This window comes from Gilliamella sp. CG16 (genome assembly GCF_046635785.1).
Classification (GTDB): Bacteria; Pseudomonadota; Gammaproteobacteria; order Enterobacterales; family Orbaceae; genus Gilliamella; species Gilliamella apicola_I.
In genome coordinates, this window is sequence record NZ_JBIDFL010000011.1 from 46,285 (window position 1) to 72,359 (window position 26,075).

Consider the following 26,075-nt stretch of genomic DNA (forward strand, 5'->3'; position numbering starts at 1 on the left):
TATGATTAAAAAAATATTTTTATACACGTTTTTGGCAATAATTTTAGTTGTTACCGCTTCGCTTGCGTTGGGTTACTATTTTTTACAACAGTTTTCTAAACAGCATATTCATGTTAATGATGATAATAAAGTGTTTATTATCAAAAAAGGAACGTCAATACATCAGTTAGTTGAACAAATAGATCAAGCAAATTTAATGGATAGGGCTTATCTACTTCCTTATTTGTATAAATTAAATCCTGAATTAAGTACTATTAAAGCTGGGGGATATAAATTAGAACCCCATATGACAGTTGATGAATTTTTAAAATTATTAGTGTCAGGCAAAGAAAGCAGTTTTACGCTAAGATTTGTGGAAGGGAAGCGAGCCAATGATTGGTTAAATACCATAAAAAATACTCCTTACATTCAACAAACTTTGGTTGATAAATCAAGCGATGATATTGCAAAAATTTTAGGTATTGAGGGGCCTCTTGAAGGGTGGCTTTCGCCAAATACTTATCTTTATACGGTCGACACCTTAGATATTAATATTTTAAAACGTGCTCATCTCACTATGAAAAATAACTTGCAAAGAGTGTGGGAAAATCGTGATAGTGGGCTGCCATATAGCACACCGTATGAATTACTTATTATTGCCTCAATTATTGAAAAAGAGACTAGTCTCAGTTCTGAACGTGCGAATGTCGCATCTGTTTTTGTTAATCGATTAAAAGCAAAAATGAAGCTGCAAACCGATCCTACAATTATTTATGGTTTAGGTGATAAATATACGGGTAAAATTAGACGTATTGATATGACCGATAAGACTAATCCTTATAATACCTATGTCATTAATGGTTTACCACCTACGCCTATTTCAATGCCAAGTTTAGCGTCGTTAGAAGCTGCGGCACACCCTGCTGATACCAAATATCTGTTTTTTGTCGCTAATGGTAAGGGCGGACATACGTTTACGACGAATTATAATAGCCATTTAAAAGCGGTCAATGAGTATCGAAATAAGTTAAAAAAATAAAAATTGTGTTCTTTATTAAAATTACCGCGTGCAGAACGCGGTAATTAACTTCTCAGATCTATTCAATATCACTTTTTCATATGTTTAAGCCACCATTAACTATTTGGATTGGGTCAATTCATCAAGTTGTTTTATCAGATCTAACAAATGGTCAATATTGTTCTCTGACTCTTTTAACGCTTCTTCAAAATAGGGGTGTAACGCAAAGGGGGGAATAGCCGAATTGGCATCAATTATAGCTCGAATTCGGGGTATAAAAATCCATTGTAGCCATTCGTATGACTTCATGGTATCAAGTGCAAAAGGTTGTTGACTTAAAAAAGCATCCTGACTGGGTGGTAAGGCTTGCCATAAATCTATTTTTTTTAACGCTTGCTCAATTCGTTCTAATTGATCTTTAATTAAGTTAGCTTGCATTTTATTAGCAAGCAAATGCCTATAATATTGCCAATCAAAATAAGGCCCAGGATCTGTTTTACGTTCTGGTGCAATGTCACTGTGTCCGGTGATATTGTTAAGTGGATAAGTTTGTTGTAGTAGAAGGGTGACTTTTGCCAGTTGTTGATATTGCACTTCGGTAAATTTTTCACTATCACATCCTTCCAATTCGATTCCTATTGAAAAATCATTACAATTTTCTTGTCCTTCAAATGCTGATATACCTGCATGCCATGCTCGTTTATCAAAAGCTACAAATTGAATTATCTCACCGTCACGACGAATAAATAGGTGACTTGATACCTGTATTTGATAGATATCGGCAAAATAAGGGTGTTCATTTGGATCAAGCTGACCTGTGAACAGCTGTTCTACATAAGGGCCACCAAATTGATTGGGCGGAAGGCTTATATTATGAATCACTAATAATGAAATGGGTTTATCACTTGGTCGATCATTATAAAATGGTGAAATGACCTGTTTTACACCTTGTAACCAACCATTAACTATCTTTAAGGACATATCGACTCCTTATCTTATAAAACTTTGTTATCAAATTACTGATTTGTGATTTGACTTCCAATAATTTAAATAATGATGAAATCAGAAAAACAATTATTGTTATCCTTTTTCCATACTTGGCATACCGTTATTATTTCATTTTTTTTAAACGCTATAAAGTTGCTTGTGTTTCGTTAGCAATTTAATAACAGAGAATGAATATGAACAAACAATCGGGATTTTCCTTATTTGAACTCATGATAGCAATTATAGTAATTGCTATTTTAACGGCAATTGGTTTGCCTGCTTATCAAGGTTATGTAAAAAAAGCAGCCATGACCGATATGCTACAAGCCATGACCGCTTACAAAACAGCGGTAGAAATATGTGTAATTGAGCAAGGTGGATTAGCAAATTGTAATAATGCAAATAATGGTATTCCAATGACTAAATCAACCAATTATGTCACCTCAGTGACAGTCACAAATGGGATGATTGAATTAGTTGGACAAAATGCCTTATCTGGCTTAACAGTAACGATGACACCGACGCTGAATATAACCCATGGTAATGTTGATTGGTCACGTACCTGTGTAACTAATCCTGTTGATGTAAGCTTAAATAGTGTATGTGAAGATATCTTTAAATTTTAAATTAATGCAACAATAAAATGGTTTTAGTCATGCAAGAAGATCAACTAGTCGACAGTATTGATAAATTATTGCTTAGAGCTTTAAAAAAACGTGCTTCGGATATTCATTTTGAACCTTATCAACAAAGTTATCGCATTCGTATGCGGATTGACGGTGTATTGCATACCATACTGGCTCCTCCTTTAACACTGGCAAAGCAAATCGTTGCCAGATTGAAAATAATGGCAAAGTTGAATATTGCAGAACAGCGATTACCCCAGGATGGGCAATTAGTAATAGATCGTTATGCTATGCGGATTTCAACCTTACCGGTCATGAATGGTGAAAAAGTGGTGTTACGCGTACTTGATAATCATGTTTCACCGCTGTCGATTCACGATTTAGGATTAACGGATCGGGATCTTGTTCAGTTTCAACAAATATTAAATTACCCACAAGGATTAATATTAGTTACAGGACCGACAGGTAGCGGTAAAACGGTAACGCTGTATAGTGGACTGAAAACATTAAACCTGCCTCATTGTAATATCTGTAGTGTTGAAGATCCGATTGAAATACCGGTTGAAGGTATTAATCAAACATCTGTAAATATGAAAATTGGGTTAAGTTTTGCAACCATTTTACGTGCTTTGTTAAGGCAAGATCCTGACGTGATGATGATTGGTGAAATTCGTGATCATGAAACAGCAGAAATAGCCATTCAAGCTGCCCAAACCGGACATTTAGTCCTGTCTACCTTACATACTAATTCAAGTATAGAAGCAATAACACGTTTGAATCAAATGGGAATAGAACGATATCTCATCTCTGCTAGTGTTAAATTAATCATCGCTCAACGATTAGTACGTAAGTTATGTTGTCATTGTAAAGTGGTGGCGAGCGAGCTGATTAGGCTAGGACAAAAGCCGATTCCACATTATGTCGCAATCGGATGTGAGAACTGTGTAGGTGGTTACTCAGGACGAATAGGGTTATATGAATTTTTAACTATCACCCCTGAAATTCAACACCAAATTTTAAATCAACAGGTTATAACACCTTCAAATCAAATTTCTTTAAGGCAATCAGCTGAACAATTAATACAGCAAGGGATAACGACCTTAGCAGAAATAAATAGAGTATTAGGTGAAACATGAAAAGGCTCTATTATTGGTACGACATCAATTTTGTAGAACATAAAATTATAGCGGCTTCACAAAACGATGCGCGGCGGCAATTATTATTGCAAGGTGATATCGCTATAAAATTCAAGGCAGGTCACTATGTATTTTCAAGTAGTTTTAAGCGTATTGAATTATTTATCTTGACAAAACAACTGGCTACCATGCTAAAAGCTGGATTACCTTTGCTTGAAATTTTGCATTTACTTGCGCATGAACACCCTAAACAGCATTGGCAATGTTTATTGACGGAAATTGCAGGGCAACTAGCTAAAGGAGAACGACTATCAACAGTACTAACTCAACATCAATCTGTCTTTCCACCACTTTATGCTGAAATTATTGCAACAGGGGAATTAACAGGACAACTTGATTTGAGTTTTGAACAATTGGCTTTTCAAATAGAGGCATCAATTAATTTACAAAAACGACTAAAAAAAGCATTGCGTTATCCATTATTCCTTTTGTTTATGTCAGTTGTTGTAACACTAATTATGTTATTGATAGTATTACCTAAATTTGTAGATATTTATCAAAGTTTTGACGCTGAACTTCCCTTTTTTACATTATTAATTATTGATTTGTCTTACTATATTCAGAATAACTATGGGAAATGGGTCGGCATGATTGGTTTGTTTTGGCTTATTTATCATTATCACTTAAAAAAATCTTACGCCCCAAAAATGGATAAATTAATATTGAAATTACCATTCTTGAATTCGTTAATTCATACTTTGCATTTAACCCAAATATTTCAGACTCTTTCGATAACTCAAATAGCAGGTATTCCTATATTGAGTGGGTTGAATGCGGTTGCAACAATTATGCAAAATTACCATTATCGTCATGTTATTTATCAAATTATCGCCGGAATTGAACAAGGCTATTCATTCAGTGCTGTTATCGAGCAGCAAAGTTTATTACCTCCATTGTGCAGTCAATTGATCTTGGTTGGTGAAGAGTCAGGTACATTAGATTTGATGCTAAAACAACTAGCAGAATATTATCAGGAACAACATCAAACGCTGACTGATAATATGATACAGTTGTTTGAACCGCTATTGATGTTAATTCTAGGTTTGATTATTGGTAGCTTAATTATTGCCATGTATTTACCGATTTTCCAATTGGGGGATGTTATTCATTGATGATTTGGTTAATTATTGGATTGGGAATGTGTTTGGGAAGCTTCATTCATGTGGCTTACTGTCGTTTTAAGCCTATCTATTCAGGGTATGAATATTTAATTGCTATTTCTTTTCATCGCTCTCGTTGTCCACATTGTCACAAACAACTTAGATTTTGGCAACTGTTTCCTGTTTTTTCATGGCTATTACTGAAGGGACAATGCTGGGCGTGCAAAGGGAAAATTCATTATCGTTATATCGTATTTGAGATTTTATTTGCGGTTATTTTTGCTATTCTATTTTTGACAAAAGGCTGGACTTTAAATACGATTTTATTAATGATATTAGCGTGTTATTTTGTCTTATTGGCAATGATAGATCTAAAATATTATTTATTGCCAGATCTATTTACTCAACCCCTACTATGGTTAGGGATTTTAGCTGGCTATTTTAATCTGTTTGGCATTACGTTAAATAAAGCGATCACTGGCATTATTTGGGGTTATTTTTTATTAATTGTCCCTAAAGAATTATTTTATTTGCTGACCAAAAAACAGGGACTAGGGCAGGGTGATGTTAAGTTATTGGCTGCTTTAGGCGCATGGATATCTTATGAAGATCTTCCCTTGTTGTTAGTTTTTTCATCATTTTTAGCTATCGTTTATTATCTTATTTTGCGTTATGGATTAAGTGATCAATCAATAACTGTAATTCCATTTGGTCCGTTTTTGTTAATGTCGGGTTATTTGATTTTGTATTACCATGTGTGAGTTTTTTCAGTTATATACTGTTTTCAAAGCCGTTTTAATGTTTGATTGAAAATAGAGGCGTTTAACTAGTTTTAAATGTGAAACTTATAACTAAAATTAATAATCATAGTAAAATTAGTTATTTTTATTAAGAATGATATCGTATTATAGTGGCTATTAATTCGAGGTATAACTGGTAAATCAATTAGTCAGAAAGGAATAATTAATGGACTCAATTACACAACTAAAAAATGAGATGATCTCATGGCGTCACTATATTCACTCTCATCCCGAAACTGCATTTGAAGAAACTAATACCACTCAATTTATCATTGAAAAGTTGAAATCATTTGGTATATCAGAATTATACACTGACTTTGCACCCACAGGGGTTGTTGGCATCATAAAAGGTAATAAAGAAGGGCGGATGATTGCTTTACGAGCTGACATTGATGCCTTGGATATTACCGAAGAGAATAATATTGATTATTGTTCAACAATACACGGAAAAATGCACGCTTGTGGTCATGATGGTCATACAGCAACGTTATTGGGAACGGCAAAATATTTGAGCCAGCATCGTGATTTTAGTGGAACGGTAGTTGTCATCTTCCAACCAGCCGAAGAAAACGAAGGGGGTGGCCGTGTAATGGCGGAAAATGGGCTATTTGATAAATTGCCTATTGAAGCAGTATATGGAATTCACAATCAGCCCAATATGGCATTAAATCATTTCTATATTAATCACGGTGCAATAATGGCATCTTATGATATCTTTGAAATTAATGTGACAGGTGTTGGCTCACATGCAGCGGCACCACATCTGGGTAAAGATACAATTTTAACTGCAACACAAATCGTCAATGGATTACAAAGTATTGTGAGCCGTAATGCCGATCCTCTTAGCTCCTTAGTTGTCAGCGTAACACAAATTCATAGTGGTGATACTTGGAATGTATTACCTCAACAAGCTGTAATTCGAGGAACGGTTAGAGCATTTAGTTCCGATGTTCAGGACATGGCTGAATCAAGAATCAAACAGATAGCACAGGGCATCGCATCAACTTTTGACGCCAAAGCGGAAGTCAATTATCAGCGCCGATATCCTGCTACCATAAACTATGCTAAGCAGGCGGATATTGCCATTAGCGCTGCAAGAAAAGCGGTGGGCGATGATAATGTAACGATTGATCCTCCTCCTTCAATGGGATCTGAAGATTTTGCCTTTATGTTACAAAAGGTTCCTGGTGCTTATGTTTGGTTAGGTGCAGGGCAAGGAGCAAATTTGCATAATCCTGCTTATAATTTTAATGATGAGCTATTAACAACGGGTGTAAACTATTTTGTGCAAATTGTTTATCAAGAGTTAGGTAAGGGATAATTAAAGATTTCATTGATAGCTAGAATATATTTATCTATATTCTAGCTATTCTTATCAATTCAAATTGTTTAATTTTAATGAATATAAATTGAAAAATCGATATCGTTTTTAATTGGAATGATTAATAGCAACTAATTAATCAATGAAAATTTAGCTTGCTTGTTGATTGTCCTTTAATTCTAAAGTCAGTATTGATATCTATACCATTAGGTAGTACTACTTGTACATACACATCATGATTTTGATTAAGTTTTAGTGATGCTAACACTTTCCCCCCTTCTCGCCAATTTCCTTCTATTTGATATTCTATCGTATCACCAATGATAGGTAGTACATCACTTTTGCCAGATAATAGATAAAGTCCACGTTTATTAGTGCCACGAAATTGCGCTCTAGCAACCATTTCTTGTCCGCAATAACAACCTTTATCAAAACTAATGGCATTATAGAGTTGTAAATTACACGCTTGCGGTAATAAACTTTCTGTATTTTCACTATCAATAATGGCATAGCCTGCTTCTAAATCAAGTTGTAACCATTTATTGCTTGGTTGTAAATGACTTTCAATAGGCTGTGGTGTAATGACAATGATTCGGGGGTGAGGTAACATTAATTTAATATAAGTAGTGTCATTATCATTAACACAATTATCATCATTGAATTTTGATAGTATTTGCGCTGGTAATGCATCAGCCATAATCCCATACATATTTAAATCTTGTTCCTTTTCAATCGTCACTTTGGAAAAAATAGCATATTTTTTTAGTTCGGTAATTTGCTTTTCTGCAACACTTTTACGCAATAAATAATATATCTCAGCACCGCGCATAAATAATAATAGATTACTCCACATTCTCCCTTTAGCATCACAATGAGCAGCAAACAATGCTGAGTGCTCGGAAAGATTTTTCATATCAATAGTCACTTGACCTTGTAAATATTTAAGATTGTCTTCTCCTGTCACTTTTACTAATTGCCAATCAGTAAGCGAGATAGGTTCCAAAGAATAATTGCTCATGATAATACCTTTTAGGAATAATATGTCGGGTTTAGATAAGACTTAAATAGACTTTTCCAAAGTGTATAGAAAAAACATAAAAATAACAATAAAACACAAAAATTATATTTTGCGTTAAATTTTTTAACAATATGTTTTATATTGACTTTTATTAGCATTTGTTTACGCTGTTATCGTATAAAGAAAATTAATAACCTTATACAGTTTATTGATTTAATGTAGTAGTTAATGCAAAATAAATGACTAATTTGTAATATTGGAGGCAACAATGATGGCAAAACTGTCAGGCGCAGAAATGGTCATTCAATCTTTGATTGATCAAGGAGTAAAACAGATATTTGGTTATCCCGGTGGTAGTGTTCTTGATATCTACGATGCAATTCATACTTTAGGTGGCATAGAGCATATATTAGTTCGTCATGAACAAGCCGCTGTACATATGGCTGATGGTTATGCTAGGGCTACAGGTGATGTTGGTGTTGTACTCGTAACATCAGGGCCTGGAGCGACCAATACCATTACTGGTATTGCGACTGCCTACATGGATTCTGTGCCATTGGTTGTTATTTCCGGTCAAGTAGCAAGTAACTTGATTGGCAATGATGCCTTCCAAGAGTGCGACATGGTCGGTATATCACGCCCGATAGTCAAACATAGTTTTCTAATAAAAGACAGTAAAGACATTCCTGAAATTATTAAGAAAGCTTTCTATATTGCGTCAACAGGTAGACCTGGCCCGGTTGTGATTGATCTGCCAAAAGATATTGTTAATCCTGCAAATAAATATAATTACCATTATCCTAAATCTGTCTCAATGCGTTCATATAATCCAACTATTCAAGGACATAAAGGACAAATTAAAAAAGCATTAACGACATTATTGGCAGCTAAAAAACCCGTTTTATTTATTGGTGGCGGAGTAATTAGCGCCGGTGCAAGTGATGCTATTAAACGTTTAGCCGAAAAATTGAATCTCCCTGTTGCGTCAACATTAATGGGGATAAGTGCTTTTCCTGGTACAGATAAACACTATTTAGGCATGATTGGAATGCATGGGGTGTATGAAGCCAATATGGCGATGCATAATGCCGATGTAATATTTGCTGTTGGTGCCAGATTTGATGATAGAACAACCAATAATGTTGAAAAATATTGTCCGAAAGCAAAAATAATACATATTGATATTGATCCAACATCAATTTCAAAAACAATTTCTGCCACTATTCCTGTTGTGGGTGATGCTAAAGTAGTGGTTGAAACGATGTTATCCGAACTTAATGAATTGCAAGCTGATCGTGATCTTGATGCATTAGTGGATTGGTGGAAACAAATTGATCATTGGCGTTCACGTCGCTGTTTAGCTTATAGTCATGAAGGTGAAAGCATCAAACCACAAGAAGCAATCGAAGTTTTATATAAATTGACTCAAGGTAATGCATTTGTCACTACTGATGTAGGTCAACATCAAATGTTTACTGCTTTGTATTATCCTTTTGATAAACCTCGTCATTTTATTACTTCTGGTGGTCTAGGTACCATGGGGTTTGGTCTTCCGGCTGCGCTTGGGGTGAAACTTGCTTTTCCAGATCAATGTGTCGTGTGTGTAACCGGTGATGGTAGTATTCAAATGAATATTCAAGAACTTTCTACCGCTTTACAATATGGTTTACCGGTTATTGTTTTAAATCTAAATAACCGTTTTTTAGGCATGGTTAAACAGTGGCAAGATATGATTTATGCTGGGCGACATTCTTGTTCGTATATGGAATCATTGCCTGATTTTGCAAAAATAGCGGAAGCTTATGGTCATGTTGGTATGGTCATTACCAAGCGTGAAGATCTGGAAACAAAACTTAAAAAAGCCTTGTCAATTAAAGATCGATTAGTCTTTATTGATGTCATGACCGATGCAACTGAACATGTCTACCCAATGCAAATACGTGGTGGAGCAATGAACGAAATGTGGCTGAGTAAAACGGAGAGAACCTAATGCGATATATTTTATCAATTTTAACAGAAAATGAACCCGGGGCTTTATCTCGAATTATTGGTCTGTTCTCACAACGTGGTTTTAATATTGAAACCATTACGACAGCACCGACAGAAGATCCGACCATGCACAGAATGACCATTCAAACAACAGGTGATGAACATGTGCTAGAGCAGATTCAAAAGCAGCTTCATAAACTTGTCAATGTTTACCGTGTACATGATTTAACCGAAGGGCCTCATGTTGAACGAGAAATTATGTTAGTGAAAGTGGCTGCTAAAGGGTCTGATGCACGAGATGAAGTTAAACGTTGTGCCGATATTTTTAGAGGCTCGATTGTCGATGTTACCGCAACGCATTACATTGTTCAATTATCGGGTACAAGTGAAAAACTAGATTCTTTCTTAGCGTCGATACGTGAAACTTGTCATATTGTCGAAATGGTTCGATCGGGAATTATTGGATTATCGCGTAGTGAAAAAACAGCAAATCACTAAATAAAAGAATCAGATTGACCAATTTTATCAGTTAAATATAACTATAATAATGTTTCATAAGGAATAAGTCACAAAATGAATATATTTGGTTTAATATTAGTCATTCACATTTTGGTTTTGATCGTTTCGTCGATTAGAAAAAACTTCAAAAGTAACAAAAAAAAGAAAAAGTTAATTGAAAAAAACTATATTGTTGATCTTAGGCCTATTAGGCAATTGTCCACACTAGAAGAACGTCTTATAACACCTTATCTAAAAACAACAAAACATTTATCTTCAGAGGTAAAAGAATCGTCATTAATAAATTCAGATGTAATATCAATATCTGGCAAATTAGTCAAACAAAATATCAATCACTATGTTGGCGAAACACTTTTTTATAAAATTAATAATATTGATGTCATTATCCCCTATGATATGGATCGTTTTATCTTAGATGATAATGTGGCTGAAGTAGTTTTCACTGAAGATTATGCCATTGTGATTAGGTTAAATGATCACGATATTCGTTATGCAGCGCATCAAAATATCATCAATGAAAAAAAATTAGAAAAAGATGATTTGGAGTATTGGGCAAGTGAATTGTTTGATGTTCAACATCCAGAAAATTATAATCATAATCATGACAATGAGACTATAAACAATCGCATTGAAAATCAACAAAAATTTGGTTATGAAATTTTAATGACGCGGCAAGAAACACCGTTAGAATCAGCGTATCGGAATAAAAATAATAAAGGGATAGTTGCGGTATTTTTTTGCTTTTTAACAATTAATTATTTTTTAGATTTTTGGCAAAGTAATGAACTATTTGATCTGTTTTTATTTGGCATAAATTTGCTAGCAGTTATCTATTTTTATTGTCGTAAACCAAAGTCTAAAGTAAAAATTCAATTTGTTAATCGAATAAGAGGAAAAGTTAAAAATAAAAACTCTAAAACGAAACAAATTACTGTTGGTCATAATTCTATTTTAAATTATCCTGATAATTGGCAAGCATATATTCCCGAACATACATTAACTAATGTTGAGCTTGATGTTACTTTTGAGGATAAAAAAATAATTCGTTATGGTTATACATTGTCAGTTTCGAAAGAGATTGAAAATTTTGGACCACCAAAGTTTGCGGGACGTAATTTATGGCTTTTTCTTGTAGGTATTATTTTGACATTTATTGTTTATGCAAAATCCAATGTTAAAGATAATATCTTTTATATGTATCACTTTGCTAATCATGACCTGACAAGTTGGAATTTTGATGATAGTTCACAATTATTAACCAACAATCTAAAAGAGGGCGATTGGGTAAATGTTACCACGGAAGGGGCACTTTGTGATAAATATAACAAAAAGGTGAATAGTAAGTGCGGAAAAGTAGAAATCCATAATCAAACCGATAATGTTTCTTTCTTCATTACGCTGAAAAATAAGTTTTTTAACGAAACAGATAGCAAAGACCAAGAGGATTTAGAATCTAATCGGGTTTCGAATTCAACTTTTCAAAATAGTTTGAATAGCCAATCGGGGCGAGTCAATTTTTCTGGATTAGTCTCAGATATTTATTATCGAGATGATAATTCTATCTCAGGATTTACGATTAATCCTGACATTAGATATCAAATTAATGAACAAGACAGGTGTTTACCCATTATTTTAAGTATCTCTTTATTTGCTTTTTTTGCATTAAGTACGATTTTTAATGGTTTAATTTTCATTTGGAAACGGATACAAAATCGAGTTCGAAAAAGTAATATTAATAACTTTTATGCTAATCTTACAGTTTAGATTGATTGTCGAAGATAATTCTGTTTTCAAATTAAAGTTGATTAGATTGAGTAGCATTAAATCTATCTAATCAGCTTAATTAAAACATCTGTTAAAGATAATTATTCAATTGTGAGCAAGGTCAGATTCTGTTATACTATTTTCCCGTCTGATTTATCGTATATTGTGTTGCTTTTATCGTTTGAAAACGACGCAATATTGTTCTTATAAATTAATAATGGTCTGGTATTAATGGTCACGAATTATATTTTTGTTACAGGCGGTGTCGTTTCTTCTCTTGGTAAAGGCATTGCCGCAGCATCACTCGCTGCAATTTTAGAAGCCCGCAATTTAAAAGTCACCATGTTAAAACTTGATCCCTATATTAATGTCGATCCGGGTACAATGAGCCCGATTCAGCATGGTGAAGTTTTTGTGACGGAAGATGGGGCAGAAACGGATCTTGATTTAGGTCATTATGAGCGTTTTATTCGCACTAAAATGACTCGCAAAAATAACTTCACAACAGGGCGTATCTATTCTGATGTATTACGCAAAGAACGTCGTGGGGATTATTTAGGTGCAACTGTTCAAGTCATTCCCCATATTACCAATGAGATTAAATCTCGCGTTATTGCAGGAGCTAAAGGCTTCGATGTTGCTATTGTTGAAATCGGTGGCACAGTTGGGGATATTGAATCACTTCCATTTTTAGAAGCGATTCGTCAATTAGCGGTTGATGTAGGTCGAGAACATACCTTATTTATGCATTTAACCCTAGTGCCATATTTAGCTTCTGCTGGAGAAGTTAAAACAAAACCTACACAACACTCAGTCAAAGAGTTGTTATCTATTGGTATTCAACCTGATGTGTTAATCTGTCGTTCAGATCGTATCATTCCAGCTAATGAGCGAGCAAAAATTGCACTATTTTGTAATGTGCCTGAACGTGCAGTTATTTCATTAAAAGATGTCGATTCAATTTATAAAATACCTGCTCTTTTAAAATCACAAAATTTAGATACTTTTGTCTGCAATCGATTCCACCTTGATTGCGTTGAAGCAGATCTATCAGAGTGGGAACAAGTGATTTATGAAGAGGCCAATCCTGTTGGTGAAGTCACAATAGGTATGGTGGGTAAATACACTGAATTACCCGATGCTTATAAGTCTGTAAACGAAGCATTAAAACATGGCGGGTTGAAAAACCGTTTAACTGTACATATTCGTTATATCGATTCTGAAGATCTTGAATCGCGTGGTACGGATTTACTTTCAGGTTTAGACGCAATACTTATTCCGGGTGGATTTGGGTATCGTGGCGTTGAGGGTAAAATCATTGCTGCACGCTATGCGCGTGAAAACCAAATACCTTATTTAGGTATTTGTCTTGGAATGCAAGTTGCCATGATTGAATATGCTCGTAATGTGGCTGGAATTAAAGACGCAAATTCTACAGAATTTGTTAAAGATTGTGCGAATCCAATCATTGCGTTAATCACTGAATGGAGTGATGAAGCGGGTAATGTTGTGCAACGTAATGAAAATAGTGATTTAGGTGGTACTATGCGACTTGGTTCTCAGATATGTCATTTAGAACCAGACTCATTAGTATTTGATATGTATAAAAAAGAGTCAATCACTGAGCGTCATCGTCATCGTTACGAAGTGAATAATAATTTATTACCTGAAATTGTAAAAGCAGGATTAAAAGTAACCGGACTTTCAACTGATAGAAAATTAGTCGAGATTATTGAGGTTCCTAATCATCCATGGTTTGTTGCTTGTCAATTCCACCCGGAATTTACCTCGACACCACGAGATGGGCATCCACTGTTTAGTAGTTTTATAAAAGCTGCCAAGGAGTATCAGCAGCTACAACAAAAATAGTTTTAAAGTTTTACATTTGTAATATATCTGTCATATAGAGGAAAATAACATGGCAAAAATCGTTAAAGTACATGGTCGTGAAGTCATCGATTCTCGTGGGAACCCTACAGTTGAAGCTGAAGTTCATTTAGAAGGTGGTTTTGTTGGTCTAGCAATCGTTCCATCTGGTGCATCAACTGGTTCGCGTGAAGCATTAGAACTTCGTGATGGTGACAAATCTCGCTTTTTAGGAAAAGGTGTTTTAAAAGCAGTTGAAAACGTAAATGGACCAATTGCGAAAGCAGTTGTGGGTAAAGATGCGTTAGATCAAGCGGCTATCGACCAAATCATGCTTGATTTAGATGGAACTGATTTTAAATCTAACTTGGGTGCAAACTCAATTCTTGCAGTATCATTAGCTAATGCTAAAGCAGCAGCAGCAGCAAAAGGTGTTCCACTATATCAACATATTGCTGATTTGAATGGTACGCCAGGTCAATATTCAATGCCATTACCGATGATGAACATCATCAATGGTGGTGAACATGCGGATAATAACATCGATTTACAAGAATTTATGATTCAACCAGTTGGCGCGAAAACAGTACGTGAAGCAATCCGTATGGGTTCTGAAGTATTCCATAACTTAGCGAAAGTTTTACATGCTAAAGGTATGAATACTGCTGTAGGCGATGAAGGTGGTTTTGCCCCTAATTTAGATTCAAATGCTGAAGCATTAGCTTGTATCAAAGAAGCTGTAGAAAAAGCGGGTTATGTACTAGGTAAAGATATTACTTTAGCGATGGACTGTGCTGCTTCTGAATTCTATAACAAAGAAACAGGTAAATATGTATTAAAAGGTGAAGGTAATAAAGAGTTTACTGCTCAAGAATTTACTCACTATTTAGAAGGTTTAACTGAACAATATCCTATCGTATCAATCGAAGATGGTTTAGATGAAAGCGATTGGGACGGTTGGGCATACCAAACTAAAGCATTAGGTCACAAAATCCAATTAGTGGGTGACGATCTGTTTGTAACTAACACCAAAATTTTCAAACAAGGTATTGAAAAAGGCATCGCTAACTCAATCCTAGTTAAAGTTAACCAAATCGGTACATTAACTGAATCTATCGCAGCGGTTAAAATGGCAAAAGATGCAGGTTATACTGCTGTTATCTCTCACCGTAGTGGTGAAACTGAAGATTCAACTATTGCTGATTTAGCTGTTGGTTTAGCTGCTGGTCAAATCAAAACGGGTTCTATGAGCCGTTCTGATCGTGTTGCTAAATACAATCAATTAATCCGTATTGAAGAAGCATTAGGTGCTAAGGCTCCATTCAACGGACTTAAAGAAGTGAAAGGACAATAATTGAGTTTATAAAAACTGAATAATTGTTTAATAAGAAACGGTGACCAGTTCACCGTTTTTTATTTTCTTTTCTTATAGAATAAGATGGCAAAGGTTGCGTTGATTTATGTTGTATTGTACTCTTTAAAGTTGGTATTTATGACTAATCTTTGATATCTATTGATATTTTATAATTTAGCCACATATAAATTTTTTATAAATTAACTAACTCAAATTTATTTTTTCTGCTTATGAATAATATTACGAATATGTCCCAGCCAAAAAGCAAATGGCAACTTTTTAACTGGCTATGTACCGGTAAACTTCCGCTAAATGAACTTTGGCTTAATCCGACTTATCGTTATAAATTTTTTTTTAGAACCTTATTTTTAAGTCCTATTACACTAAAATGGTTGGATAAATTAAGACAATATCCATTACTTGGCTACTATTTTTCTTGCCAAACCAATTTACCGTGTAAATTACAAAGACCGTATTTATCATCAAATTTGTCGCAACAAGAGCGTTTTGATGCGTTAGCATATCACTATGATTTTTTAGCGAATCAGCCTGATAGCATGACTAAGGCTTTTTATGATCCTAAAACTCCATATGTATTGGCTAAACTAACAGCAAAAAATGAAGCTAATATTCAAATTGCGATTCAAGCGCGTAACAAGTTTGCTCGAGAAGGTGAAATAAGCCTTTATTTTTATGATAATGACGGTATTGATTTAGCAACATTAACTTTTTCAATCATTCAATATCAACAAAAAACGACTTTATTTATTGCAGGGTTGCAAGGTACCGGTCATCATGAAGCGCGAGTTCGGGTACAAAAAGCGACTAAGCAATGTTATGGATTATTTCCAAAACGAGTCGCCGTTGAGGCAGCATTAATCATTGCGCATTATTTTCAGCTTGAGCAAATTGTGGCGGTTGGAAATAAAACGCATGTGTATAACAATTGGCGTTATAACAGCAGACAAGAACGCATTTTGTCTGATTATGATGATTTTTGGTTAACAATCGATGGTCAACAAGATGATCGTGAGTTATTTATTTTACCCACTGAGATTACACGTAAATCGTTAGAAGATATAGCAAGTAAAAAACGTTCTGAATACCGTAATCGTTATGCTTTGTTAGATCAACTCAAACTGAATATTGAAACACAATTAGCATCATTAATATAATATACTAAAGGTAATGATTATTTACCTAATGTAGTGTCAAATTATCAAAATTGATTACAATCGATATTCAACTTGTTGTTTATCGATTTTTTTAATTAAAGCTCAATAAAATAATTGTCTTAAATTAATTAGTAGGGAATGAAATATGTATTTTGGTATTCTAATAGCACTTGTGCCTTTGTGCATTGGTTATTTAATTAAATGCAAACAAGAAAAATGGATAGCTAAAATTAACCAAATTCTAAGTTGGATGGTTTATTTTATTCTTTTTATTATGGGCGCAGAACTTGCTCATTTAGATAACCTTGCGACTAATTTGCAAAATATTCTATTTTATACTGCTATTATTTTTATCTGTACTTTTGGCGGGAATTTTATTTTTCTAATGTTATTTGACCTATTTTTACCGTGGAAAGCCTCAAGCGTTAAACAAACCTTTGGTTCACGCGTAAAAATGATATTGGAATCATTGCGTGTCTTTATTGCACTTGTTTTGGGATTTATAGTCGGACTTTTTCCATTGTTTGTATGGCAATATACCGAAAACATTATTCAGGTTGTTTTAGTTTTTTTACTCTTGTTAATTGGTATTCAGTTAAGAAGTAATAATATTTCACTTAAACAAATTTTACTTAACAAAGTTGGTATTGCAACAACGCTAATCGTCATTATAAGCACTTTTATTGGTGGAATGGTAGCCGCTTTACTATTAGATCTTCCTTTGCGTATAGGATTAGGTATGTCATCTGGATTTGGTTGGTATTCTTTGTCAGGCATTTTAATGACTGAAGCGCATGGGGCAATTATTGGCAGTGCCACATTTTTAAATGATATATTACGTGAACTTTTTGCCATTATACTTATTCCAACATTAATAAAACGGTATAAATTAACAACACTGGGTTTATGTGGTGCAACGTCTATGGATTTTACTTTGCCTATGTTACAGAAAGGAGCAGGAATAATGATAGTGCCACCTGCTATCGTGCAAGGTTTTTTGCTTACATTGCTAATGCCAATATTTATGACGTTATTTAATTATGGATGATAGATTATCCATTACTTGAGTCAAAAATCATATATTGATGAATTGAACAAAATTGCATGGATTGCAAATTGGCAATATGATTACCTTATGTTACACTGCCAAAATCCGAATGGTTTGAGTGAATTATGAATACTGGATCGATTGATTATTGTGCGATAGGTCAGCGTTTACGGGCGTATCGTATAGCGGCTTCCTTAAAAGCAGAAGACATAGCACAAAATCTTAGAATTTCAAGAGCTGCGGTTTACCGTCTTGAAAAGGGTGAAATTATCAAAATCGAAACATTAGGACGTTTAGCGACTTTGTTAGATACATCCTTAGCAAGCTTGCTTGGTATTGATACTGAATATTATTCAAGTGGTGAAGGTTTTTTTGAACGTATGCGCCAACTTGAAGAACAATCAACACATATTTATTCTCATTTTGATCCTTTTTCTTTTTTACTCACTTCACCAGATTATCTTTCTCATCTTGCTATGATGCTAGATGAATCGGGCGATTCAATTAATTTAAAAAAATATGCAACAACGTTAGCCATTTTAAAAGAACGACAAACACAATTCTATCAATCAGCGCCTAAAGTCATTAATTTAATTAGTTTACGCAATGTAGAACGTTTTTTACATATTGGTTTAGTCGGTAATTTAAATCTTTCACCGGGTAAAAAGTCTGAACGCATGCTATTAGCTCGCAAAGAAGTCTATCACTTAATTGAATTAATTGAACAACAAACTTATTCGCCTACCATTGCTATTACAGAGCATGCAATTCCATCTATTGCTTTTCAACTATTTTATCAAAATGAAAACCCGATTTCGTTAGCGATGAGCCCGTTTCGATTAGGTGAATTACCGAATGTGACCACAGGGATTGCTTCTATTACCTCGTCTCACGATGCGATTAAGCGATACCGGTTGTTATTTGATAAATTGTGGCAAAATAGTGCTAAAGATAAACAAGCAATTGAATTGTTGAAAGCAACTTTAGATAAATTTTAAAAATCTTAAAAATATAAAGAGAACTATCATGTTATCCCTAACATTACAACCGATAAAAAGATTTAATGGTACGATAAACTTACCGGGTTCAAAAAGTGTGTCTAATCGGGCGCTACTTTTGTCTGCATTGAGTCAAGGTAATACACGTTTAACAAATTTATTAGACAGCGATGATGTCCGTTATATGCTTGATGCTCTTAAAGCATTAGGTGTTACGTATCAATTATCGAATGACCGCACGATTTGTGATATTCAGGGTGTCGGCGGAAAATTACATTCATCCCATGCATTAGAGCTTTTTTTAGGGAATGCCGGTACGGCGATGCGTCCTTTAACTGCTGCGTTATGTCTTGGTGAAAATAATATTGTGCTTACGGGCGAACCACGTATGAAAGAGCGTCCAATAGGGCATTTAGTTGATGCGCTTCGTCAAGGTGGGGCTAACATAGAATATCTTGAAAATGAAGGTTATCCACCACTGCATATTCATGGGGGCTTTATTGGCGGTAATATTCAGGTTGATGGCTCTGTTTCAAGTCAATTTTTAACGGCGCTATTAATGGCATCCCCACTTGCTGATAACGATACTGAAATTACTATTTTAGGGGATTTAGTTTCTAAACCGTATATTGATATCACGATCAAAATGATGGCGATATTTGGGGTGTCGGTCATCAATGATAATTATCAAAAATTTGTTATTAAAGCAAAGCAAACTTATAAGTCACCGGGTACTTATTTGGTTGAAGGTGATGCTTCATCAGCTTCATATTTTTTAGCTGCAGCGGCGATTAAAGGGGGCACTGTTCGCGTCACGGGTATTGGTAAAAAAAGCTTACAAGGTGATACCCAATTTGCCCATATACTTGAAAATATGGGTGCTAAAGTAACGTGGGCTGATGATTATATCGAGTGTAGCCGAGGGGAACTTAACGGTATTGATATGGATATGAATCATATCCCTGATGCGGCGATGACAATAGCAACAACCGCTTTGTTTGCCAAAGGATCCACAACTATTCGTAATATCTATAACTGGCGAGTTAAAGAAACTGACCGCTTATCTGCTATGGCAACTGAATTGCGTAAAATAGGGGCAGAGGTTGAAGAAGGTAACGATTATATAACGATTATCCCCCCTAAATCTTTAACACATGCTGAAATAAAAACCTATAACGATCATCGTATGGCAATGTGTTTTTCATTAGTGGCATTATCCGATACGCCCGTGACTATATTAGATCCTAAATGTACAATGAAAACATTTCCTGACTATTTTGAACAATTTAAACGATTGAGTGAATACTAAATGAATACATTAGTTCCTGTTATTGCTGTCGATGGCCCTAGTGGTGTGGGGAAGGGCACGTTGTGTCAAGCGTTAGCTAATCATTTCAATTGGCATCTTTTAGACTCCGGCGCGATTTATCGTGTGCTTGCGTTGTTGGCGCTTAATCATCATATTGCGCTGAATGATGAACTACAATTAACTCAATTAGCATTAAATTTACCTTTAACTTTTGATACCCATCATGGCGAAGTCAAAGTACTATTAAATGGCGTCGATGTCTCTAAAGATATTCGTACTGAAGAGACTGGGGGCGCTGCTTCTAAAGTGGCTTCGCTAAATCAAGTTCGGGCAGCATTATTGCAACGACAAAGAGATTTCAGGCAGTTGCCGGGGTTAATTGCGGATGGGCGAGATATGGGGACAGTTGTGTTTACTGATGCACCAGTAAAAATTTTTCTGGATGCCAGCCCGCACTCAAGAGCAGAAAGAAGAATGAAACAGTTGCAAGATAAGCAAAAACATGCTAAATTCGCCGAAATTTTGCAGGAGATAACTGCGCGTGATGAGCGAGATCGTAATCGAGCCGTTGCCCCATTAAAACCTGCAACAGATGCACTAATAATTGATACCACATCACTCTCTATTCAAGATGTATTTAATCAATCTATTACGTATATAAACGAAAAACTTGCGTTGTAAATTTATTTATAACGTGAACAAAGCTCCATTATAAGGACGAGTGGAGTATCATAAACAACCCCACAAGACATGATGTAATGTGGACGTTAATATTAATTTAAGTATATAAATATGACTGAATCTTTTGCTCAACTCTTTGAAGAGTCTTTAAATCAACTAGACACTCGTTCTGGTAACATGATCCGTGGTACTGTCGTTGCAATCGACAAAGATGTTGTTTTAGTTGATGCTGGTTTAAAATCTGAATCAGCAATTCCAGTAGAGCAGTTTAAAAATGCCCAAGGCGAATTAGAAGTTAAAGTTGGCGACGTTGTTGATGTCGTACTTGACTCAATTGAAGATGGCTTTGGTGAAACCATTCTATCTCGTGAAAAAGCTAAACGTCATGAAGCGTGGCTTACATTAGAAAAAGCAGTTGAAGATGCTGCAACAGTTTTAGGTGTTATCAATGGTAAAGTGAAAGGTGGCTTTACGGTTGATCTTAATGGCGTTCGTGCGTTCCTTCCTGGTTCGCTTGTTGATGTACGTCCATTACGCGATACTTCTCATATTGAAAATAGAGAAATCGAATTAAAAGTTATTAAATTAGATCAAAAACGTAACAACGTTGTTGTTTCTCGTCGTGCAGTAATTGAATCTGAAAATAGCGCAGAAAGAGAACAACTTCTTGAAAATCTTCAAGAAGGTTCTGAAGTTAAAGGTATCATCAAAAATCTTACTGATTACGGTGCATTCGTTGACCTTGGTGGCGTTGATGGTTTACTTCATATTACTGATATGGCATGGAAACGTGTTAAACACCCAAGTGAAGTGGTTGAAGTGGGTCAAGAATTACTTGTTAAAGTTCTTAAATTTGATAAAGACCGTTCACGTGTATCTCTTGGCTTAAAACAATTAGGCGAAGATCCATGGGTTTCAATTGCTAAACGTTACCCAGAAGGCACTAAAGTAACTGGTAAAGTAACTAACTTAACTGATTACGGTTGTTTCGTAGAAATTGAAACTGGCGTTGAAGGTTTAGTTCACGTTTCTGAAATGGATTGGACTAACAAAAACATTCACCCATCTAAAGTGGTTAGCTTAGGTGATGAAGTTGAAGTTATTGTTCTTGAAATTGATGAAGAACGTCGTCGTATTTCTCTTGGTCTTAAACAATGTAAACCTAACCCATGGTTACAATTTGCTGAATCACACAATAAAGGTGATAAAGTTAGCGGTAAGATCAAATCAATCACTGATTTCGGTATCTTCATCGGTTTAGATGGTGGTATTGACGGTTTAGTTCATCTTTCTGATATCTCTTGGAATATGCCAGGTGAAGAAGCAGTTAAAGCTTATAAGAAAGGTGATGATATCGAAGCGGTTGTATTACAAGTTGATGCAGAACGTGAGCGTATCTCTTTAGGTATTAAACAACTTGAAGATGATCCATTTAGTAGCTTTGCTTCAAACTTCAAAAAAGGTTCAATTGTTAAAGGTCATGTAACAGCTGTTGATGCTAAAGGCGCAACAATTGAAATCGCAGAAGGCATTGAAGGTTACTTAAAAGCTCAAGATATCGCACGTGAACGTATTGAAGATGCAACAACTGCATTAAAAGTTGGTGATGAAGTCGAGGCTAAGATTGTTAATATCGATCGTAAAACTCGCGCAATTTCATTATCTGTACGTGCTAAAGATGAAGCTGACGAAAAAGAAGCGCTTGCTGCTGTAAATAATACTTCAACTCAAGAAGAAGCATCATTTACTAATGCAATGGCTGAAGCATTCAAAGCTGCATCAAAAACCGAGTAAAAAATATTCAACTAAAAAGTAAAGAGGGCTTGCCCTCTTTTTCTTTTGTGGTATAAAATGAACAAATTATATATCACATACATAACCTAGGAGTGACCATGAACAGATCAGATTTAGTGGAAAAGATAGTCAACTGGCGGGCACACCTTCCTGTGCAACTTGTTGATGACGCTGTAAGAGATATTATTGAACAGATCGCTTTAGCAATGGAAAGCAACGATCGTGTAGAAATTCGAGGATTTGGTAGTTTCAGCTTAAATTATCGTGCACCACGTAAAGCGAGAAACCCAAGAACTGGTGGTAATGTTGAGGTGAAACATAAATACATTCCTCACTTTAAACCAGGTAAAGAATTACGTGAAAGAGTAAATAATGCCGCTAAAGCATAATATCTAAAATAGTATTTAGTTTAAAAGCCTTTGAGTTAACTCAAAGGCTTTTTTATTAATCCCTCAATTAATATATAGATTAAACATTAAAAAGTTATTTAAAAATAATTAAAAAGTTTGATGACTATTTAAAGTAATTTTAGTCTTAACACCTATCAAAATACATTTATAAATGTTCTTATCATAATGATCAATTTTTAACAAATGCGAATTAAGATTGGAACCAAGATCGCAATATCTATCAAAAGTTTCTGAGCATAATTTGTTGACAGGTTATGCTAACTTATTGTTAATTCGATAGCCTAATTAGAGTCAATGCGGCAAATTTATTCACATGATTTACTTATAATTACATTTTCATTAGGCTGCTTGCCATTAATGTTTATGTCTAAATTACTTTCAGACATATTTTGGTATGCGACAGCTTTTGGCGTGTTGATTATTGTCATTGCGAGTAAATTTCTATTTAGAAAAACGTTGTTACTTATTAGTATATTTATGTTAAGTTTCTTATGGTCGACGGCATATTCTAAACAGTATTTAATCAATATCGATCCTTACATTGACAAAACACTCGTCGTCAAAGCAAAGGTCGAAAGTATCAATATCCGGCATCCATCTCAGCAAATGAATCCTTACTATCTGCAATGGACTATTCTTGAAAGTAATCACCAAGCATCATCAACTCCTATCCCAATTTCAATTTATTGGGATAATATTAATGTACCTAAAATAGGTCAAATTTGGCAATTAACGATAAAAACGAAAGTAATTCATAGTTATTTAAATGAAGGAGGATTTGATAGTCAGCGTTTTGCTATAGCCAATCGGACATTATTATCTGCAAAAATCAATAATGCTAAATTATTAAAAGATAAAAATGATATTAGACAAACTATTGTTGATCATGCTTTGCCTTATATGTATTTGTTTCATTACCGTGGGATATTATTTGCATTGGCTTTTGGTGATCGCTCTCAACTTGATCATCATTATCGGCAAATTATGATGAATACCGGCGTTGCTCACTTAATGGCGATATCGGGTATGCATATTTTGTTGGTCTTTGGTATGTGTTACAGTCTCGTCAAATTAATGTTATTTTTTATTCCACAGCGATTCAATAATTTATATGTCCCAATCATAATCGGATGGTTATGCGCCTGTTTTTATGCTTGGTTAACAGGATTCAATCCTCCTGCTTTACGTGCAATAATGGCATTAGGGATATGGATTTATTTACGCTGTCAAAACCAACATATCAGCGCATGGCAGAAAATTAATCGAATAATAGCCTTATTATTATTAACCGATCCGTTGATGATTTTGTCTGAAAGTTTTTGGCTATCTTGTTATGCTGTTGTTAGCTTAATATTTTTATATCAATGGGTACCATTATCAAAAAAGATTCAAAATAACAAAAAGTGTTACCTAGTTAAATTAATACATCTACAATTAGGTTTAACAGCGTTATTGTTACCAATACAATTATTTGTTTTTCAAGGTGTCAGTACTATGGCTCTTTTGGCAAATTTAATTGCGATTCCAATCATATCGTTACTGACTTTTCCATCAATCTTGATAGCACTCTGTTTTAGTTTTTTTGATTGTTTCTATTTAGCATTATGGTTTTGGTTTATTGCAGAACAGTCACTTGATTATTTATTTTACTGTCTGAAGCTGATTGATTTCCCTTGGTTTACTACTTCATCTGATTTTTATTTATTAAGTATTATTGGATGGCTGGTCATAATTACTCTTAAAACGGAATTTTGGCGTCGTCATACTATAACCCTCTGCATTTTACTCATGATAATAGTGAGTCCATTTTTTAAAAAACAGCATTATCTATGGCGAATGGATATGTTAGATGTCGGTCATGGTCTGGCAATTGTCATACATGATGGGAAATCCGCAATATTGTATGATACGGGGGCGCAGTGGCAAAATAGTTCTGCCGCAGAACGTATAATCATTCCATTTTTACAATGGCACAATTTAGATGTAAAGGGAATTATTATTAGCCATCAACACAATGATCATATTGGTGGACTTTCTCTACTTCAACAACATTATCCCAATGCATGGCTGATGAGTTCATCAGTAAAATTACAAAATCACTATCACTGTTTATCAGAAAATCATCTGACATGGAATAATCTAAGTTTAACTGTATTATGGCCAACTCATCTAGCCGAATATGCGCAAAACGAAGATTCATGTGTAATACACATTACAGATGGTCAATTTTCAGTATTATTATCAGGTGACTTAGAAAAAAATCAAGAGTATCAATTGATTGAAAAATATCGAAATACACTTAAATCAACAATTTTGCAAATTCCTCATCATGGTAGTAACACGTCATCAAGTTATGCTTTTTTAAACGCTGTTAATCCTAGCGTGTCCCTTTTGTCGACTTCCCGTTATAATCCTTGGAAATTGCCTTCCAATAAAGTTATAGCACGTTACAAAGATCGACAATTAAATTTTTATACCACATCTAAATCAGGACAAATAAGTTTAGTTTTTTATCATCATAAATGGGAGTTGAAAACAATGAGGAATGAAATAAATCCGCGTTGGTATCATAATTGGTTTGGTCATTTGCCTGTATATTAACTAAATTTTCCTTTTGAAAAGGATAGATTAATTTCTCCAATCATCTTCTCAAAAAATCTAACACATAATATTTGCTAACGGGAATTCAACACAGTGACTTATTTGTTAATTTTCTGTAATAAAAGCAAACTTATTTTACAAAATAAATTTTTATGCTCTTCTATAAAATCTCAGTAATAGCTTATTTGGCTAATAATATAATTAACTTGAGGATATTGAACTTACTTAAGTAAGTTATTTAAAATGATTCGCCATAATTATTCATGGAATTTTAGGGCGTTAATCGGCGTAAAAAATTGATCTAAAAGTTTCTAATTTATAGTTTAATAAAAGTGCAATATTCATTAAAGCTAATAAAGATAATGGTTTATTATAGTTTTTTTAGATGTTTTTATTTCTAAATAATATTTATTTGGAAATTTTTGAATAAAAAGGTTTCAATTTTTTTAATCAGTATTATAATAAGAATTCATCATATTTTCGTTAAGAAGATTGATGAATATCTGTCTCTTATACACATCT

General features: G+C 34.4%; 20 protein-coding genes and 2 pseudogenes. 19 read left to right on the forward strand and 3 right to left on the reverse strand.

Going from position 1 to position 26,075, the window contains the following annotated elements; all coding sequences use genetic code 11:
• Nucleotides 1–4: 4 nt before the first annotated feature.
• Nucleotides 5–1,018: an endolytic transglycosylase MltG gene (gene mltG / locus ACGH47_RS09745; protein WP_411596888.1), complete on the forward strand. Its 1,014-nt coding sequence runs from the start codon at nt 5–7 to the stop codon at nt 1,016–1,018.
• 99 nt (nt 1,019–1,117) lie between these two features.
• Here mltG and ACGH47_RS09750 read toward each other — a convergent pair whose 3' ends face one another.
• Together ACGH47_RS09750 and ampD are read right to left on the reverse strand one after the other, a co-directional pair.
• On the reverse strand, nt 1,118–1,435 hold the full coding sequence (locus ACGH47_RS09750) for a YqcC family protein (protein ID WP_411623333.1): 318 nt from the start codon (nt 1,433–1,435) through the stop codon (nt 1,118–1,120).
• Nucleotides 1,436–1,978, reverse strand: a pseudogene (gene ampD, locus ACGH47_RS09755) (1,6-anhydro-N-acetylmuramyl-L-alanine amidase AmpD); the annotation flags it as partial. It abuts the gene before it with no gap.
• A gap of 200 nt (nt 1,979–2,178) precedes the next feature.
• Between ampD and ppdD the strand changes: the two are divergent.
• From ppdD to ACGH47_RS09780, 5 genes and pseudogenes are all read left to right on the forward strand, one after another.
• Complete coding sequence (gene ppdD, locus ACGH47_RS09760; RefSeq protein WP_411623323.1) at nt 2,179–2,610, forward strand: prepilin peptidase-dependent pilin; 432 nt, start codon at nt 2,179–2,181, stop codon at nt 2,608–2,610.
• Nucleotides 2,611–2,654: 44 nt separating this feature from the next.
• Nucleotides 2,655–3,746: pseudogene (locus tag ACGH47_RS09765) on the forward strand (GspE/PulE family protein); the annotation flags it as partial.
• Entirely contained in the window at nt 3,743–4,918 is a 1,176-nt protein-coding gene (gene hofC / locus ACGH47_RS09770) for a protein transport protein HofC (protein WP_267380727.1), read from the forward strand. The pseudogene ACGH47_RS09765 and the gene hofC, both read left to right, overlap by 4 nt.
• On the forward strand, nt 4,918–5,667 hold the full coding sequence (locus ACGH47_RS09775) for a prepilin peptidase (RefSeq protein ID WP_267380726.1): 750 nt from the start codon (nt 4,918–4,920) through the stop codon (nt 5,665–5,667). The genes hofC and ACGH47_RS09775 overlap by 1 nt, the downstream gene beginning before the upstream one ends.
• A gap of 205 nt (nt 5,668–5,872) precedes the next feature.
• Complete coding sequence (locus ACGH47_RS09780; protein WP_411623324.1) at nt 5,873–7,027, forward strand: M20 aminoacylase family protein; 1,155 nt, start codon at nt 5,873–5,875, stop codon at nt 7,025–7,027.
• 139 nt (nt 7,028–7,166) lie between these two features.
• Here the strand turns inward: ACGH47_RS09780 and ygfZ are convergent, their stop codons facing one another.
• Nucleotides 7,167–8,045, reverse strand: coding sequence for a tRNA-modifying protein YgfZ (ygfZ, locus tag ACGH47_RS09785; protein ID WP_411623325.1), 879 nt, complete (start codon nt 8,043–8,045; stop codon nt 7,167–7,169).
• 271 nt (nt 8,046–8,316) lie between these two features.
• On the opposite strand from ygfZ, the gene ilvI reads away from it, so the two are divergent.
• The 13 genes from ilvI to ACGH47_RS09850 all read left to right on the forward strand — a co-directional run bounded on the left by ilvI (nt 8,317) and on the right by ACGH47_RS09850 (nt 25,553).
• The gene (gene ilvI, locus ACGH47_RS09790; RefSeq protein WP_411598745.1) at nt 8,317–10,035 is read left to right on the forward strand and encodes an acetolactate synthase 3 large subunit; all 1,719 of its coding nucleotides are present in this window, start codon (nt 8,317–8,319) and stop codon (nt 10,033–10,035) included.
• On the forward strand, nt 10,035–10,532 hold the full coding sequence (gene ilvN / locus ACGH47_RS09795; RefSeq protein ID WP_267352487.1) for an acetolactate synthase small subunit: 498 nt from the start codon (nt 10,035–10,037) through the stop codon (nt 10,530–10,532). The genes ilvI and ilvN overlap by 1 nt, the downstream gene beginning before the upstream one ends.
• 75 nt (nt 10,533–10,607) lie before the next feature.
• Nucleotides 10,608–12,317, forward strand: coding sequence for an IgaA/UmoB family intracellular growth attenuator (locus tag ACGH47_RS09800; RefSeq protein ID WP_411623326.1), 1,710 nt, complete (start codon nt 10,608–10,610; stop codon nt 12,315–12,317).
• 231 nt (nt 12,318–12,548) lie between these two features.
• Nucleotides 12,549–14,186, forward strand: coding sequence for a glutamine hydrolyzing CTP synthase (gene pyrG / locus ACGH47_RS09805; RefSeq protein ID WP_411623327.1), 1,638 nt, complete (start codon nt 12,549–12,551; stop codon nt 14,184–14,186).
• A 49-nt stretch (nt 14,187–14,235) separates the two neighbouring features.
• A complete protein-coding gene (gene eno, locus ACGH47_RS09810) occupies nt 14,236–15,537 on the forward strand; it encodes a phosphopyruvate hydratase (protein ID WP_065559328.1) in 1,302 nt (433 codons plus the stop codon).
• A gap of 248 nt (nt 15,538–15,785) precedes the next feature.
• A complete protein-coding gene (locus ACGH47_RS09815) occupies nt 15,786–16,712 on the forward strand; it encodes a VirK/YbjX family protein (protein WP_411623328.1) in 927 nt (308 codons plus the stop codon).
• A 145-nt stretch (nt 16,713–16,857) separates the two neighbouring features.
• The gene (locus tag ACGH47_RS09820; RefSeq protein ID WP_267352491.1) at nt 16,858–17,760 is read left to right on the forward strand and encodes a lysine exporter LysO family protein; all 903 of its coding nucleotides are present in this window, start codon (nt 16,858–16,860) and stop codon (nt 17,758–17,760) included.
• Between the two features lie 125 nt (nt 17,761–17,885).
• Nucleotides 17,886–18,758, forward strand: a complete 873-nt coding sequence (locus ACGH47_RS09825; protein WP_267360208.1) for a helix-turn-helix domain-containing protein — start codon at nt 17,886–17,888, stop codon at nt 18,756–18,758.
• 25 nt (nt 18,759–18,783) lie between these two features.
• Nucleotides 18,784–20,067, forward strand: coding sequence for a 3-phosphoshikimate 1-carboxyvinyltransferase (aroA, locus tag ACGH47_RS09830; RefSeq protein ID WP_411623334.1), 1,284 nt, complete (start codon nt 18,784–18,786; stop codon nt 20,065–20,067).
• Nucleotides 20,068–20,748 (forward strand): (d)CMP kinase, encoded by a 681-nt coding sequence (gene cmk, locus ACGH47_RS09835; RefSeq protein ID WP_411623329.1) that lies wholly within the window; start codon nt 20,068–20,070, stop codon nt 20,746–20,748.
• A 111-nt stretch (nt 20,749–20,859) separates the two neighbouring features.
• Complete coding sequence (gene rpsA / locus ACGH47_RS09840; protein WP_267352495.1) at nt 20,860–22,542, forward strand: 30S ribosomal protein S1; 1,683 nt, start codon at nt 20,860–20,862, stop codon at nt 22,540–22,542.
• 98 nt (nt 22,543–22,640) lie between these two features.
• A complete protein-coding gene (ihfB, locus tag ACGH47_RS09845; RefSeq protein WP_065559335.1) occupies nt 22,641–22,931 on the forward strand; it encodes an integration host factor subunit beta in 291 nt (96 codons plus the stop codon).
• A gap of 384 nt (nt 22,932–23,315) precedes the next feature.
• Entirely contained in the window at nt 23,316–25,553 is a 2,238-nt protein-coding gene (locus tag ACGH47_RS09850; RefSeq protein ID WP_411623330.1) for a DNA internalization-related competence protein ComEC/Rec2, read from the forward strand.
• Nucleotides 25,554–26,075: the final 522 nt, after the last annotated feature.

Coding starts and splice junctions, on each gene's coding strand:
- ACGH47_RS09750 (WP_411623333.1), bottom strand. CDS start 1,435: ATGCAAGCTAACTTAATTAAAGATCAATTAGAACGAATTGAGCAAGCG.
- ppdD (WP_411623323.1), top strand. CDS start 2,179: ATGAACAAACAATCGGGATTTTCCTTATTTGAACTCATGATAGCAATT.
- hofC (WP_267380727.1), top strand. CDS start 3,743: ATGAAAAGGCTCTATTATTGGTACGACATCAATTTTGTAGAACATAAA.
- ACGH47_RS09775 (WP_267380726.1), top strand. CDS start 4,918: ATGATTTGGTTAATTATTGGATTGGGAATGTGTTTGGGAAGCTTCATT.
- ACGH47_RS09780 (WP_411623324.1), top strand. CDS start 5,873: ATGGACTCAATTACACAACTAAAAAATGAGATGATCTCATGGCGTCAC.
- ygfZ (WP_411623325.1), bottom strand. CDS start 8,045: ATGAGCAATTATTCTTTGGAACCTATCTCGCTTACTGATTGGCAATTA.
- ilvI (WP_411598745.1), top strand. CDS start 8,317: ATGGCAAAACTGTCAGGCGCAGAAATGGTCATTCAATCTTTGATTGAT.
- ilvN (WP_267352487.1), top strand. CDS start 10,035: ATGCGATATATTTTATCAATTTTAACAGAAAATGAACCCGGGGCTTTA.
- ACGH47_RS09800 (WP_411623326.1), top strand. CDS start 10,608: ATGAATATATTTGGTTTAATATTAGTCATTCACATTTTGGTTTTGATC.
- pyrG (WP_411623327.1), top strand. CDS start 12,549: ATGGTCACGAATTATATTTTTGTTACAGGCGGTGTCGTTTCTTCTCTT.
- eno (WP_065559328.1), top strand. CDS start 14,236: ATGGCAAAAATCGTTAAAGTACATGGTCGTGAAGTCATCGATTCTCGT.
- ACGH47_RS09815 (WP_411623328.1), top strand. CDS start 15,786: ATGTCCCAGCCAAAAAGCAAATGGCAACTTTTTAACTGGCTATGTACC.
- ACGH47_RS09820 (WP_267352491.1), top strand. CDS start 16,858: ATGTATTTTGGTATTCTAATAGCACTTGTGCCTTTGTGCATTGGTTAT.
- ACGH47_RS09825 (WP_267360208.1), top strand. CDS start 17,886: ATGAATACTGGATCGATTGATTATTGTGCGATAGGTCAGCGTTTACGG.
- cmk (WP_411623329.1), top strand. CDS start 20,068: ATGAATACATTAGTTCCTGTTATTGCTGTCGATGGCCCTAGTGGTGTG.
- rpsA (WP_267352495.1), top strand. CDS start 20,860: ATGACTGAATCTTTTGCTCAACTCTTTGAAGAGTCTTTAAATCAACTA.
- ihfB (WP_065559335.1), top strand. CDS start 22,641: ATGAACAGATCAGATTTAGTGGAAAAGATAGTCAACTGGCGGGCACAC.
- ACGH47_RS09850 (WP_411623330.1), top strand. CDS start 23,316: ATGTCTAAATTACTTTCAGACATATTTTGGTATGCGACAGCTTTTGGC.